The sequence below is a fragment of the Nocardia sp. NPDC055321 genome (genome assembly GCF_053645575.1).
Window position 1 is genome coordinate 220,474 of the sequence record NZ_JBSHMS010000015.1, and the last position, 12,236, is coordinate 232,709.

The following is a 12,236-nucleotide window of genomic DNA, read 5'->3' on the forward strand; positions in this document are numbered from 1 at the left end:
GCGAAAGCCCGGGTTGCGTTCGCCCCGGGGTGATCTCGCTTACTTGGCGTCGCCGATGAGCAGATCGACGGTCAGCTCGAGGCGTTCGGTGACGTCGGTGGCCGAGGCCCGCCGCGTCAGCCAGGCAACCAGATTCGAGAGCCACACGTCGCTGATGACGCGGGCGATGGCGAGCTGGCGATCGTCGGGCGTCTCGTCGGACAGCGCGCGGGCGAAGAAGCGGTCCATCACCTTGCCGACGCGATCGACCTCGGCGGCCGCGGAGGCGTCGGCGAACATGAACGCTCGCGTCATGGCCTCGGTCAGCAGCGGATCGCGCTGCATGGCGCGGGTGATCTGGTGCAGCATCAGGTGCATGCGCTCGCGTGGATCGTTGCCCGGCAGCGGCTTGCGCCGGCCCTCCAGCTGCTCGAATTCGCGGGCCAGGGCCGAGACGAGCAGGTGCACCTTGGACGGGAAATACCGGTACAGGGTGCCCACGGCGACGTCGGCGCGCTCGGCGACCGCTCGCATCTGCACCGCGTCGTAGCCGCCCTTGGAGGCCAGCGCCAAGGTCGCGTCGAGGATGCGTTTGCGCCGGTCACGCTGGGCGGCGGAGCTCAGATCCTCCTCGCTCAGGGTGGTGGCGGGCGCGGTGCGCGCGGCGGCGGGCCCGTCGGCAGCCTGCGATCGGGAGGGACTGGCCATCGGTTGAGAGTCCTTTCCTGCACGAATCGTTCGGTGCACTCACCCAGCGTCGGCTGGCTACGAGTTCGTACCAGCCGGGCGGCGCTTGACTTACGCCCGGCTCGAACATTAGAACATGTTCTAGGAGTGGAAGTCACCCCAGAAAGGCGGTATGGAGTGTGACCATAGCCACCACTGACGAGCATAAAGCCGTTCAGGAGTCCATGCGCGGATGGGCGGCGTCGGTGCGCCCAATTGCAACAATGCGTTCCGGTGGGCCCGACTATTGGCGCGAATACTGGTCGCGTCTGGCCGATCTCGGAATTTTCCGGGTCGCGGTGCCGGAGGAGGCCGGGGGCGCCGGTTGTTCCGTCGGCGATCTCGCTGTCCTGGTGGAACAGGCGGCGCATGATCTGGTCGGCGGACCGGTTCTCACCACGGCGCTCGCCGGCCTCGTTGCCGGGGAGATGCTCGACGAGAATACGCCGTGCGGTGTCGCCCTCGGGGGCGAAATCGCGATATCGGCCCCGATCGACCCGGCGTCCGGCCTCACCCTGACCGGGGCCTGGGATTCGGTGCCGGGCGCCGCCCCCGGAACCGCCGTTCTGGTGCCCGTGCGCGACGGTGAGCGGACGCTGTGGTGTCTGATCGACGCCGGCGCCGAGGGTCTCGCCATCGAGCCGCTGGACACGATCGACCGCAGTGTGCCGCTGGCGCGTGTCGAATGCGCGAATGTTGCTGTGGCGCCGGACCATATCTTCGAGCCCGCCAACTCGGTGCTGGACATCGCCGCCACGCTGGCCGCCGCCGAGGCCGCCGGAATTGCCGGCTGGTGCCTGGAGACCGCGGTCGAATACGCCAAGGTGCGTGAGCAATTCGGTCGAAAGATCGGCGAATTCCAAGCGGTGAAACATATTTGCTCGTGGATGCTGTGCCGGGCCGAACAAATTCGCGCCGTGGCCGCCGATGCCGCGGCCGCCGTGGACAGTGGTAGCGCGGAACTGCAGTTGTCCGCCGCGGTCGCGCTGGCCATCGCGCTGGACGCCGCCGTGGAAACCGCCAAGGATTGCATTCAGGTCCTGGGTGGAATCGGTTTCACCTGGGAGCACGACGCCCACCTGTATTTGCGCCGGGCCACCGCCACGCGTCAGTTGCTGGGCGGTTCCGCGCACTGGCGGGCGCGGGTCACCGAGCTCACCGTCGCGGGTGTGCGCCGCACGGTCGGTCTCGATCTGACCGCGGACGGCACCGCGGGCGAACCGAATTGGGACGCCGTGGGTTCCAGTGCCGAGGAGGCCGCGGTGCTGGCGGCCGAACTGGCCAACATCGCCGCCCTGCCCGCCGCCGAGCAGCGCGGCGCGCTCGCCGCCGCCGGGCTGCTGGCCTCGCACTGGCCGGCGCCGTACGGCCGGGGCGCGGGCCCGATCCAGCGCACCTGGCTCGACGATCAGATCCGCAAGGCGGGGATCGAGCTGCCCGAGCTGGCCATCGCCAACTGGGCCATTCCCACACTGCTGCAGTGGGGTTCGCCCGAGCAGATCGAGCGCTACGCGCTGCCGACGCTGACCGGCGAGGTCATCTGGTGCCAGCTGTTCTCCGAGCCGGGCGCCGGTTCGGACCTGGCGGCGCTGCGCACGGTCGCCGAGCGGGTCGAGGGCGGCTGGAAGCTGCGCGGTCAGAAGGTCTGGACCTCGCTGGCGCACGAGGCCACCTGGGGCATCTGCCTGGCGCGCACCGACGCGAGCGCGGCCAAGCATCGCGGCATCAGCTACTTCCTGGTGGACATGAAAAGCGCCGGGATCGACATCCGGCCGCTGATCGAGATCACCGGTGAGGCGCGCTTCAACGAGGTCTTCCTCGACGATGTCTTCGTCCCGGACGACTGCCTGGTCGGGGAGCTGGGCAACGGGTGGAAGATCGCTCGTTCGACGCTCTCGGCCGAGCGGGTCGCCATGGGCGGCAAGGGAATCGGCGCGGAGCTGGAGGCGTTGATCGCCGCCGCCCCGAAGTCCGGTCCCGGCGCCGAACTGGTGGCCGACCGCCTCGGGGGCCTGGTCGCCGAGTCGATAGCTGGAACGTTGCTGGACGCGCGTGCCGCGCAGAAGCTGCTGTCCGGCGGGGACCCCGGCCCGCAGAGCAGCGTGCGCAAACTGGTCGGTGTCAGGCACCGTCAGGCGGTCGCCGAATTTGCCGTGGAAGTGGCTGGCGCGGCGGGTGCCTTGGAAACCGATGTGGTGAAAGAATTCCTGCTCACGCGCTGTTTGTCGATCGCGGGCGGTACCGAGCAGATTCTTTTGACCGTCGCCGGTGAACGAATTCTCGGGCTGCCGCGCGAGTCGCACGCCTAGTCCACACCTCAACGGGAGCATTGCATTGGACTTCACCAGGGACGAGAGCCAGGACGCTGTCGCCGAGGTTGTCGTAAGTTTGCTAGAACGTGAAAGCGCGCGTGATATCGCCCTCTGGCCGGTGTTCGCGGGCAGTGGTCTGCTGGCCGTTCCGCTACCGGAGCGCTTCGGCGGCGACGAGATGGGGCTGCTCGAGGTGTCGGCCATGCTCACCGAGCTCGCCACCGACGCGGTCCAGATTCCGGCGCTGACCACCCTGGCCTTCGGGGTGCTGCCGCTGCTGGCGGCCGGTATCCCGGATGGCTTGGCGGAGAAGGTGTTTCCGGCCGTCGCCGAGGGCGCGGTGCTGACCGCCGCGCTGCACGAGGCGGGCGCGCCCTTCACCGAGAAGCCGGAGACCACCGCGGTGTCCGAGGGCGCCACGGTGCGCATCACCGGCACCAAGGTCGCGGTGCCCTACGCGGGCACCGCGCGCTGGATCCTGGTGCCCACCGACTCCGGGCTCGCCGTCGTGGACGGCGAGGCGGCGGGCCTCGTCAAGACCGCGGGGCCGACGTCCGATGGGGTGCCCGAGTTCTCGGTGCGCTTCGAGGGCGTCTCGATTCCGGCCGAGCAGCTGCTGCCGGGCGGCATCGCCGACCTGCACCGGCTGGCCCTGGCGGGCATCGGCTCGGTCGCGGACGGCCTGCTCAAGGGCGTGCTCGCCCTGACCGCGGAGCACGTGCGCACCCGCGAGCAGTTCGGCCGCCCGCTGGCCGAGTTCCAGGCCGTCGCACAGCAGATCGCCGACGTGTACGTGGTCTCGCGTACGCTGCACGCGGCCGCGGCCTCCGCCAATTGGGCACTGGCGCAGGACGAGGCCGGCGCGGAACACCGCGAGCGCACCGACGACGATCTGGACGTGCTCGCGTACACGGTGGCCTCGGAGCTGCCGGCGGCCATGCAGAAGTGTCATCACCTGCACGGTGGCCTGGGCGTCGATATCACCCACCCCCTGCACCGCTACTACTCACAGGCCAAGGACATCGCGCGCTGGCTGGGCGGCGAATCGTTCCGGCTGGACCGTTTGGGAGCCAGATGTTCATCGAACTGACCGCCGAACAGCGCGGTTTGCGGGACGAATTGCGTTCGTACTTCACCAGTCTCGTCACTCCCGAAGAGGAGGCCGAGATGCTGGTGAACCGGCACGGCGATGCCTATCGGGCCGTCGTCAAGCGCATGGGCGCGGACGGCAAGCTGGGTGTCGGCTGGCCGAAGGAGTTCGGCGGGCAGGGTTTCGGGCCGCTCGAGCAGCAGATCTTCTACAACGAGGCGGTGCGCGCCGACGTGCCCGTCCCGCTGGTGACGCTGCTGACCGTCGGTCCCGCCCTGCAGACCTACGGCTCCGAGGAACAGAAGAAGAAGTTCCTGCCCGGAATCCTCACCGGTGACGTGCATTTCGCGATCGGCTACTCCGAGCCGGACGCGGGCACCGACCTCGCCGCGCTGCGCACCAGCGCGGTCAAGGATGCCAACGGCGACTGGATCGTCAACGGGCAGAAGATCTTCACCACCGGCGCGCACGAGGCCGATTACATCTGGCTGGCCGTGCGCACGGGCACGGTGGAGTCGCGGCACCGCGGCATCACGATCCTGATCATGGATACCAAGGATCCGGGCTACTCCTGGACCCCGATCATCACCGCCGACGGTGCGCATCACACCAACGCCACCTACTTCGACAATGTGCGCGTTCCCGCGAACATGATCGTGGGCGAGGAGAACGGCGGCTGGAAGCTCATCACCACCCAGCTCAATCACGAGCGCGTGGGTCTGGGCCCGTCCGGCAAGATCGAGCAGCTCTACGAGCGCACGCGCGACTGGGCGCAGGCCAACGGCGTGCTCGGCGAGACCGACGTGCGGCGTTCGCTGGGCCGTTTGCACGCCATGGTGCGGCTGAACGAGCTGTTGAACTGGCAGGTGTCCTCCAACATGGAGCGCCCGGACGCCGATCCGGCCGACGTGATCGCCGACGCCTCCGCGACCAAGGTGTTCTCCACCGAGGCGCTGCAGGAGGCCGGACGCCTGGCCGAGGAGATCGTGGGCCGCTACGGCGACCCGGCCGAGCCGGCGACCGCGGAGCTGCTGGTGTGGCTGGACCGGCGCACCAAGCAGAACCTGGTGGTGACCTTCGGCGGCGGCGTCAACGAGGTGATGCGTGAGCTGATCGCCCAGATGGGCCTGCGGTTGCCGCGGGTGCCGCGCTAGTTCGCGAAGGAGTGAGAGCGTGACGAAGAGTTTCACGGCCGACGAGATCCGCGACGGCCTGGAGAAGATCAAGGCCGACGGTGAGTCCGCGCCCCGCGCGGGCCGCGATCCGATCAATCAGCCCATGATCAACAACTGGGTCGAGGCACTGGGCGACGCCAACCCGATCTACGTGGACGAGGCCGCCGCGCGGGCGGCCGGGCATCCCGGGATCGTGGCGCCGCCGGCCATGGCGCAGGTGTGGACCATGTTGGGGCTGGGCGGTATTCGCGCCGACGACGACCCCATGACCCGCACCAACGATCTGTTCGACGCGGCCGGGTTCACCTCGGTGGTGGCCACCAATTGCGAGCAGGTCTACCACCGCTACCTCGAGGTCGGCGAGCAGGTCACGGTGCGCTCGAGCATCGGGGACATCGTGGGCCCCAAGAAGACCGGGCTCGGGGACGGCTGGTTCACCACCTACCTCACCAACTGGTACGTGGGCGACGAGCTCGTGACCGAGATGAAGTTCCGGATGCTGAAGTTCGCGCCCGGGACCGGAAAGACCGCTGCCCCCGAGGCTTCCGGCGCTGTGTCGGCCGAGGATCTCGCCAAGCGCGTGCGGCCGACGGTCTCCAAGGACACCGAATTCTTCTGGGACGGCGTCAAAGCCGGTGAGCTGCGCATCCAGCGGCGGCCCGACGGCTCGCTGCAGCATCCGCCGGTGCCGGCGCTGTGGCAGGACCACTCCGAGCAGAGCGACTACGTCGTGGCCTCCGGGCGCGGCACCGTCTTCAGCTTCGTCGTGCATCACGCGCCCCGGGTGCCGGGACGGCAGCTGCCGTACGTGGTCGCGCTGGTCGAGCTCGAGGAGGGCGTGCGCATGCTCGGTGAGCTGACCGGCGTCGATCCGTCCGAGGTCGAGATCGGGATGGCCGTCGAGGCGGGCTTCCTGGCGCTGGACGAGGACAACACCGTGCCCTACTGGAAGGCCGTCAAATGACAACTGTCGAACTGTCGGCGGTTCAGGTCGGAACCGCGTTGCCGGAGTTGGTGATTCACGCCGACACCACGTTCATCGTCTCGACGGCGCTGGCCACCCGGGACTTCCAGGACGTGCACCACGACCGGGACAAGGCGCTGGCTCGCGGGTCCAAGGACATCTTCGTCAACATCCTGACCGACACCGGTCTGGTGCAGCGGTTCGTGACCGACTGGGCCGGGCCGAGCGCCCGCGTGAAGTCGATCGCGCTGCGCCTGGGCGTGCCGCTGTACGCGGGGGACACCCTGACGTTGTCGGGCACGGTCGCGGCCGTGGACGGCGCGGATATCACCATCGATGTGGTCGGCAAGGATTCGCTCGGCGATCACATCACGGCGAAAGCCGTTATCTCCCTGAAGGAGGCGCAGTGAGTGGCCTGAGCCGCGCCGCCGCGATCGTCGGCATCGGCGCGACCGATTTCTCCAAGGACTCGGGCCGCAGTGAGCTGCGCCTGGCCGCCGAGGCCGTCACCGCCGCCCTGGCCGACGCCGGGCTCACCCCCGCCGACGTGGACGGCCTGACGACCTTCACCATGGACACCAATACCCAGGCCGCCGTGGCGCGCGCCGCCGGTATCCCGTCCCTGAAGTTCTTCAGCAACATCCCGTTCGGCGGCGGCGCGGCCGCGGCGACCGTGCAGCAGGCCGCCATGGCGGTCGCGACCGGAGTCGCGGATGTGGTTGTGGCGTACCGCGCGTTCAACGAGCGTTCGGGAAATCGCTTCGGCCAGTTCGCCACTCACCTGGCGACCGGCAATCCGAGTTCCTCGGGCGTGGACAACGGGTTCTCCTACACCCACGGCCTGGGCACCCCCGCCGCCCAGGTGGCGATGGTGGCGCGCCGCTACATGCACGTATACGGCGCGCGCAGTGCGGATTTCGGCCGTGTCGCGGTCGCCGATCGCAAGCACGCGGCGGTGAATCCGGCGGCGCACTTCTACGGCAAGCCGATCACCCTCGAGGAGCACCAGGCGTCCCGCTGGATCGCCGAGCCCCTGCACCTGCTGGACTGCTGCCAGGAGACCGACGGCGGCGTGGCGATCGTGGTGGTGTCCGCCGAGCGCGCGAAGGATCTGCCGAACAAGCCGGCCCTGATCGCCGGTGCGGCACAGGGTTCCGGTGCGGACCAGTACGTGATGACCAGCTACTACCGCGACGGCCTGTCCGGCCTGCCGGAGATGAAGCTGGTAGGCGACCAGCTGTGGTCCCAGAGCGGTCTGCGCCCCGAGGACATGCAGGCCGGGATCCTCTACGACCACTTCACCCCCTTCGTGCTGATGCAGCTCGAGGAACTGGGCTTCTGCGCCCGCGGCGAGGCGAAGGACTTCATCGCCGACGGCGCGATCGAACTAGGCGGCCGCCTCCCCCTGAACACCCACGGCGGCCAGCTCGGCGAGGCTTACATCCACGGGATGAACGGGATAGCCGAGGGCGTCCGCCAGATCCGCGGCACGTCCGTGAACCAGGTCCAGGGCCTGGAGAACATCGTGGTGACCGCCGGGACCGGCGTCCCGACCTCGGGGCTGGTCCTGACCACGAACTGAGTTCGGCCCCCGATGCCCGAGTGAGACTCGTTCTCGCTCGGGCATTGTCGTCTTTCGCGGGACCGCGCCGGCCACGCCCGGTAGACGGTTCGAGGTACCCTGTCGGCAGGGGGTAGACGTATGGGTTCCACGGTAGAAGTGCGTCCCGCGCCGGGTCCGTTCGTGGCTGTTGGGGACGCCGCAGGCACCGCCGGGGGCTACGAAACCACGGCAGCGCGCGCAGATTGCGTCGAGACGCGCGCTGTTGATTCGCTTTCGAGAGTGGGACGGATCAGCACTGGTGTGCGGGCCTGCGTTGTGAGCGTCTGCTGCGCACTGCTGCTGGTCGGCTGTGGCAACCAGTCCGGGCCGGAACCTGGTCCGCTGGCAGGAGGCGCCCCGGCTCCGGGCGGGGTTACGTTCGACGCCGACGTGGTGGTCACCGGTACGGACATCGCGGTTACGTGGCGTGTGGTCAATCGAAGTGGCAACGAGTTGGTGTTCCCGACGCCTTTCTCGGATCGGAGCGCCACACCCGCGGCCGAGTCCTATGTTGTTCCGGCCGGCGACGATATCGAGATCGCGCAGCGGTTCTTCGATTGGCCGGACGAGGTCGAGGAACTGGCGCAGTTGCCGCCGGTGGGCATCATGCGAATTCGGCCCGGCACGACAGAATCACAGACCGTCCGGGTGCGTCGTCCGCTGACGACCCATCATCCTTACTGGGCTCCCTCCGAACGTGATTCGCCCAAGCTCCCGGCGCGCCCGGAGGGTGTCGTCTTCTGTCTCGGGATCGTTTCGCAGCCGTACTCGTCGGCCTTGCAGGTCGACACGTCGGAGGGTGTGGAGAGCGCAGCCCATAGCGGGGGTATCTACGCCCAGCAGCATCGCTTCTGTACGGACCCGGTGCCCTTCGAATGAACCGCAGCTGTGAATAGTTCCACCACTGCGGAATTCGAGTTCGTGTCGACTTGTGACTTTCACGGCTGCCGGCCGGTGTGCGGCGGGCTCGATTCGGACTCGCCTGCGGCCCAGATGTTCCAGGTGGTTCTGCGCCGCATCAGGTGGGGGACCAGGGTCGTGAAATAGCGTTTGGCCTCGCAGCGGTCGTCGCAGTCCGCGTGGCGTCGCAGCGAGTTCTGTGCTACTTCGAGATTCATGATCGGGTGGTCGGGCATCTGGTGGAAGAGGGGGAGGTCGGGCATCGGACCGTCCTTCGCTCGTCGGGTCATGCGCGGTGGCGTGGCTGGTGCGGGCGGTGGCGGTGGGTGGTCGCGGGGAGGTCGAGGTGGCCGCCGCCGTTCAGGGACAGGCGGAGGGTGGGGGTTCGGGTGGCGAGACGCTCGCGATGGAAGCCCAGCCAGGACCAGGCGATGACTAGCGCGCAGAGCATGGTTATTGCGAGTAAAAGCCATGTGTCCCAATGCATGACGACTCCTTGGCTCGACGGATTCAATCGCCCTCGGAATGGGAATTTCGATGCCGCTCCGGTCCGTATTCCTCGGGGCGCTCATCCAGTTTCGTGCAGATGGGACTGTTCAATCTGCACAATGCACTACTACGATGGATGTCCACTCAGATGCATTCCTATCCGGAGATACCCGAATAGTGAGGCGAACAAATGGTTGGATCATCCGTTCCCGGTAGAGCTTTCGGTCGAGAGCTGCGTTCCCTCCGTATGCGGGCCGGAAAGAGTCAACTAGCTGCCGGGCTGCATATCGAGATGTCGCCGCAGAGTGTCGGGAGGATGGAGGACGGCCGGCGCATCAAGATCTCAACGGCGCAGATACGGGAGTTGCTCGACTTCTATCAGGTCGGCAATCCGAGCGCCGAGAGGAGCGAAGTCCTCGGGCTGTGGCAGGAGATGAAGGATCAACGCCAAGCCGCGAAAATGGCGGGCACGACCAAAGGGTGGTGGCGTGCATTCGCCGGTCAGTATGCGCCGCACTTCGATCACTACCTCGGCCTCGAGGCTTCGGCGGCTCGGTTGACGACCCATCAGGTCACGCGGCTGCCTGGTCTCCTGCAGATCCCGGAGTATCGGCGCTCGATGATCGAGATCGTCGAATCATGCTTGCCTGCAAAGGAAGACGATCGCCGACTGGAGTTGGCCGCTCGTCGGCAGGCGCGTCTCTACGATCCGGGGTTTCATGTCGAAGCGTTGCTGTCCGAGGCGGTTCTGAGGCATACGCCCGGAGGGTGCGATGTCATGGCGCGTCAGCTGCGCTACCTCGCGGACCTGGCCGACACTCGGTCCAACGTTGTGGTTCGAATCGTTCCCTTTCGTGTCGGAGGGCACCTCGGACTCGCGACCGGATCGTTCACCCTGCTCGAATTCCCGCATCTGGCAAGCAAATTGATCGAGCCACCCGTGGTGTACGTCGAGGGATATGAAGGCGATCTGTACCTGGAACAGCAGGACGCGATCGACCGTCATCGGATGGCGATCGACGACATGCGGCGAGTAGCGTTGGCCGAAGACGAATCCATGGAGCTGGTTCGACGCCTGGAGCGGGAGTATGCAAGTGGCCGTTGATATGTCAGAACTACGCTGGTTCAAGAGCACCCACAGCCTGCCGAACTCGGACTGTGTCGAGATGGCTCATCTCGGCGGTGGGCGCGTCGTGCTGCGAGACTCCAAGGACAAGACGGGCCCCATCTTGTCCTTTTCTGGCACCGAGTGGGACAGCTTCCTCACCAGCGGTATCTGGTGTCGCAGACCGTGAAGGAGTACACGGCGTGACCTTCGATCTATCCGACGCGCAGTGGTTCAAGTCGAGCAAGTCGCCGAATTCCTCGGAGTGCGTGGAGATCGTCTTCCTCGGGGGCGGCGGGGGTTCTGTCGGTGTGCGGGACTCCAAGGATCCGACGGGGCCCGTGCTGGCCTTCTCCGGCGCGGAGTGGGACAGCTTCCTCTTGAGCGGAATCTGGGCTTGAGCGCCTGGCACGAGCCACAAGCGACGCTGTTGTCAGCAGGTCGATGATGGTGGCGACCTGAGCAGACATCACCAGCGGTAGTTCGGCGGCAGTTGTGCGGCCGTGGTTGTGTCTGTCAGATGAACTCGCAACGGTGTGATGAAGGTCAGCGACGAGCCATGCGCATGACTTTGGAATCGCCGATGTCCGATCCCCATCCGAAGCCGTAGCAACCATCGCGAACCTGCTCTATCCGCCGTCGGCGCTGGGCCACGAATTCCAGTGCGGCGTTAACCGTGTCCTGGGTCGTGGTCGTCCCGAGTTCTTTGGCCGCCAACGCCAGCGCTTCGTCGTCCAAGTCGATCGTTTGCTTCATACGTCTCTCGATGTGTCTCCACAAATTATTCGGCAACCTTGCTGGAGGATTCGGCGTGGCGTGTCCTATGGATTGGGTTGCCGTGCATCGAAGGTGATCCGGTGTGTGTCGCCGAAATCGCCTGCGAGCAGCTCGTCCACTCGAGCGGCGAGAGTGGGATTGCCACTGGCGAACCGTCGTAGGCGTAGCGGCTCGGACCTGCGACGTAGGCGCATCGCCGCGAGATGTATCGCGTTGCGGATTATCTCGGCTTCACTGACATCGCCGCGAGCGGCGGCCTCCTTGATGACGGCTAAGTCATTGGCATCGGCATAGACCGTCGTCCGCTTCGGTGGCATGTGTGCGATTGAAGCGCAGTGGGTCTAGAGGCGCGAGGGGTCTTACTGCGGTCGCCGAGGTTACCGGCGGTGGAAGAGGCGGTAGAGGTTGAAGTCGTAGCCCCAGCCGAAGGTTTTGGGGGTCAGGAAGCGGGGGTCGTCGGGATTCCACCAGCGGGCCTTCGCTCGGGCTCGGGTCGGGCGGCGCCAGTCGTAGGGCATGCCGAGGAAGTGGCCCTGGGGATCGGGGGGAGGTACGCGGTCGGATTCGGTCATGAGGCCAGTTAACAACTTTTCGGCGGGCGGGGGTGGAACCGCGCGGCCGGGATGTCACACCTCGGGGGGTCGTTTCGTCCTTCTCGTGAACACGGATTCATACCGTTGGAAGGACACGATCATGAACACCGCTTACCACGTCGTCGGGGTTGTCGCCGCTCTCTGGATCGGGTTTTCGGCGTACTCGATCGTCACCAGGCAGGCGTTCGTCGCCGAGCCGCTCGTCGAGTACGGGGTGCCGGGAAGCTGGTGGAACTGGCTGGGGCTGGCCAAGGCGGCCGGCGCGCTGGGGCTGATCGTGGGGTTCTTCGTCCCGGTCGTGGGGATCGCGGCGGCCATCGGGCTGATCCTGTACTTCGCCGGCGCGGAGATCACGATCCTGCGGGCGCGGTCGTACAAGACGCTGCCTTTCCCGCTGCTGTACATGATTCCGGCCATCGCGACGCTGGTACTGCAGTTCGCGGTGTGAGGGGTGCGAAGTTTCGCCAGGGGATGTCGTGCCCGGCCGACGAGCGTAGTTTGGGAGATGGCCGGGCACGGGAAG

Annotated in this window: 17 protein-coding genes; 11 read left to right on the plus strand and 6 right to left on the minus strand. The window is 66.9% G+C overall.

The window, feature by feature from the left end:
- Nucleotides 1-39: 39 nt before the first annotated feature.
- A complete protein-coding gene (gene kstR, locus ACWIGI_RS24610; protein ID WP_454204783.1) occupies nucleotides 40-687 on the minus strand; it encodes a cholesterol catabolism transcriptional regulator KstR in 648 nt (215 codons plus the stop codon).
- 158 nt (nucleotides 688-845) lie between these two features.
- On the opposite strand from kstR, the gene ACWIGI_RS24615 reads away from it, so the two are divergent.
- From ACWIGI_RS24615 to ACWIGI_RS24645, 7 genes are all read left to right on the plus strand, one after another.
- Nucleotides 846-3,014 (plus strand): acyl-CoA dehydrogenase, encoded by a 2,169-nt coding sequence (locus ACWIGI_RS24615; RefSeq protein ID WP_454204784.1) that lies wholly within the window; start codon nucleotides 846-848, stop codon nucleotides 3,012-3,014.
- A gap of 25 nt (nucleotides 3,015-3,039) precedes the next feature.
- On the plus strand, nucleotides 3,040-4,107 hold the full coding sequence (locus ACWIGI_RS24620) for an acyl-CoA dehydrogenase family protein (protein WP_454204785.1): 1,068 nt from the start codon (nucleotides 3,040-3,042) through the stop codon (nucleotides 4,105-4,107).
- The gene (locus tag ACWIGI_RS24625; RefSeq protein WP_454204786.1) at nucleotides 4,092-5,261 is read left to right on the plus strand and encodes an acyl-CoA dehydrogenase family protein; all 1,170 of its coding nucleotides are present in this window, start codon (nucleotides 4,092-4,094) and stop codon (nucleotides 5,259-5,261) included. The genes ACWIGI_RS24620 and ACWIGI_RS24625 overlap by 16 nt, the downstream gene beginning before the upstream one ends.
- Before the next feature lie 19 nt (nucleotides 5,262-5,280).
- Nucleotides 5,281-6,246 carry a bifunctional MaoC family dehydratase N-terminal/OB-fold nucleic acid binding domain-containing protein gene (locus tag ACWIGI_RS24630; RefSeq protein ID WP_454204787.1) on the plus strand — a complete coding sequence of 322 codons (966 nt, stop codon included), beginning with the start codon at nucleotides 5,281-5,283 and terminating at the stop codon, nucleotides 6,244-6,246.
- Nucleotides 6,243-6,656 (plus strand): MaoC family dehydratase, encoded by a 414-nt coding sequence (locus tag ACWIGI_RS24635; RefSeq protein ID WP_454204788.1) that lies wholly within the window; start codon nucleotides 6,243-6,245, stop codon nucleotides 6,654-6,656. The genes ACWIGI_RS24630 and ACWIGI_RS24635 overlap by 4 nt, the downstream gene beginning before the upstream one ends.
- A complete protein-coding gene (locus tag ACWIGI_RS24640) occupies nucleotides 6,653-7,828 on the plus strand; it encodes a lipid-transfer protein (RefSeq protein ID WP_454204789.1) in 1,176 nt (391 codons plus the stop codon). The genes ACWIGI_RS24635 and ACWIGI_RS24640 overlap by 4 nt, the downstream gene beginning before the upstream one ends.
- A 120-nt stretch (nucleotides 7,829-7,948) precedes the next feature.
- Complete coding sequence (locus ACWIGI_RS24645; RefSeq protein WP_454204790.1) at nucleotides 7,949-8,728, plus strand: hypothetical protein; 780 nt, start codon at nucleotides 7,949-7,951, stop codon at nucleotides 8,726-8,728.
- A gap of 59 nt (nucleotides 8,729-8,787) precedes the next feature.
- On the opposite strand, the gene ACWIGI_RS24650 is transcribed toward ACWIGI_RS24645, so the two are convergent.
- Nucleotides 8,788-9,012 (minus strand): hypothetical protein, encoded by a 225-nt coding sequence (locus tag ACWIGI_RS24650; RefSeq protein WP_454204791.1) that lies wholly within the window; start codon nucleotides 9,010-9,012, stop codon nucleotides 8,788-8,790.
- Nucleotides 9,013-9,035: 23 nt separating this feature from the next.
- Entirely contained in the window at nucleotides 9,036-9,236 is a 201-nt protein-coding gene (locus ACWIGI_RS24655; protein WP_454204792.1) for a hypothetical protein, read from the minus strand.
- Nucleotides 9,237-9,428: 192 nt separating this feature from the next.
- Between ACWIGI_RS24655 and ACWIGI_RS24660 the strand changes: the two genes are divergently transcribed.
- Genes ACWIGI_RS24660 through ACWIGI_RS24670 form a run of 3 tightly spaced genes read left to right on the plus strand, consistent with a single transcriptional unit; the run spans nucleotide 9,429 to nucleotide 10,744 of the window.
- Nucleotides 9,429-10,343, plus strand: a complete 915-nt coding sequence (locus ACWIGI_RS24660; RefSeq protein ID WP_454204793.1) for a helix-turn-helix domain-containing protein — start codon at nucleotides 9,429-9,431, stop codon at nucleotides 10,341-10,343.
- 1 nt (nucleotide 10,344) lies between these two features.
- The gene (locus ACWIGI_RS24665; protein ID WP_454204837.1) at nucleotides 10,345-10,533 is read left to right on the plus strand and encodes a DUF397 domain-containing protein; all 189 of its coding nucleotides are present in this window, start codon (nucleotides 10,345-10,347) and stop codon (nucleotides 10,531-10,533) included.
- Nucleotides 10,534-10,546: 13 nt separating this feature from the next.
- The gene (locus ACWIGI_RS24670) at nucleotides 10,547-10,744 is read left to right on the plus strand and encodes a DUF397 domain-containing protein (protein WP_454204794.1); all 198 of its coding nucleotides are present in this window, start codon (nucleotides 10,547-10,549) and stop codon (nucleotides 10,742-10,744) included.
- A 145-nt stretch (nucleotides 10,745-10,889) separates the two neighbouring features.
- Here the strand turns inward: ACWIGI_RS24670 and ACWIGI_RS24675 are convergent, their stop codons facing one another.
- The 3 genes from ACWIGI_RS24675 to ACWIGI_RS24685 all read right to left on the minus strand — a co-directional run bounded on the left by ACWIGI_RS24675 (nucleotide 10,890) and on the right by ACWIGI_RS24685 (nucleotide 11,692).
- Nucleotides 10,890-11,099 (minus strand): type II toxin-antitoxin system VapB family antitoxin, encoded by a 210-nt coding sequence (locus tag ACWIGI_RS24675; RefSeq protein ID WP_454204795.1) that lies wholly within the window; start codon nucleotides 11,097-11,099, stop codon nucleotides 10,890-10,892.
- 65 nt (nucleotides 11,100-11,164) lie between these two features.
- A complete protein-coding gene (locus tag ACWIGI_RS24680) occupies nucleotides 11,165-11,437 on the minus strand; it encodes a ribbon-helix-helix domain-containing protein (RefSeq protein WP_454204796.1) in 273 nt (90 codons plus the stop codon).
- A 60-nt stretch (nucleotides 11,438-11,497) separates the two neighbouring features.
- The gene (locus ACWIGI_RS24685) at nucleotides 11,498-11,692 is read right to left on the minus strand and encodes a DUF5808 domain-containing protein (protein WP_454204797.1); all 195 of its coding nucleotides are present in this window, start codon (nucleotides 11,690-11,692) and stop codon (nucleotides 11,498-11,500) included.
- A 121-nt stretch (nucleotides 11,693-11,813) separates the two neighbouring features.
- Between ACWIGI_RS24685 and ACWIGI_RS24690 the strand changes: the two genes are divergently transcribed.
- A complete protein-coding gene (locus ACWIGI_RS24690) occupies nucleotides 11,814-12,161 on the plus strand; it encodes a DoxX family protein (RefSeq protein WP_454204798.1) in 348 nt (115 codons plus the stop codon).
- Nucleotides 12,162-12,236 lie beyond the last annotated feature (75 nt).

Bases quoted from the DNA above. Each gene is read 5' to 3' on its own strand.
- kstR (WP_454204783.1), bottom strand. From the start codon at position 687: ATGGCCAGTCCCTCCCGATCGCAGGCTGCCGACGGGCCCGCCGCCGCG.
- ACWIGI_RS24625 (WP_454204786.1), top strand. From the start codon at position 4,092: ATGTTCATCGAACTGACCGCCGAACAGCGCGGTTTGCGGGACGAATTG.
- ACWIGI_RS24635 (WP_454204788.1), top strand. From the start codon at position 6,243: ATGACAACTGTCGAACTGTCGGCGGTTCAGGTCGGAACCGCGTTGCCG.
- ACWIGI_RS24645 (WP_454204790.1), top strand. From the start codon at position 7,949: ATGGGTTCCACGGTAGAAGTGCGTCCCGCGCCGGGTCCGTTCGTGGCT.
- ACWIGI_RS24650 (WP_454204791.1), bottom strand. From the start codon at position 9,012: ATGCCCGACCTCCCCCTCTTCCACCAGATGCCCGACCACCCGATCATG.
- ACWIGI_RS24655 (WP_454204792.1), bottom strand. From the start codon at position 9,236: ATGCATTGGGACACATGGCTTTTACTCGCAATAACCATGCTCTGCGCG.
- ACWIGI_RS24660 (WP_454204793.1), top strand. From the start codon at position 9,429: ATGGTTGGATCATCCGTTCCCGGTAGAGCTTTCGGTCGAGAGCTGCGT.
- ACWIGI_RS24665 (WP_454204837.1), top strand. From the start codon at position 10,345: ATGTCAGAACTACGCTGGTTCAAGAGCACCCACAGCCTGCCGAACTCG.
- ACWIGI_RS24675 (WP_454204795.1), bottom strand. From the start codon at position 11,099: ATGAAGCAAACGATCGACTTGGACGACGAAGCGCTGGCGTTGGCGGCC.
- ACWIGI_RS24680 (WP_454204796.1), bottom strand. From the start codon at position 11,437: ATGCCACCGAAGCGGACGACGGTCTATGCCGATGCCAATGACTTAGCC.
- ACWIGI_RS24685 (WP_454204797.1), bottom strand. From the start codon at position 11,692: ATGACCGAATCCGACCGCGTACCTCCCCCCGATCCCCAGGGCCACTTC.
- ACWIGI_RS24690 (WP_454204798.1), top strand. From the start codon at position 11,814: ATGAACACCGCTTACCACGTCGTCGGGGTTGTCGCCGCTCTCTGGATC.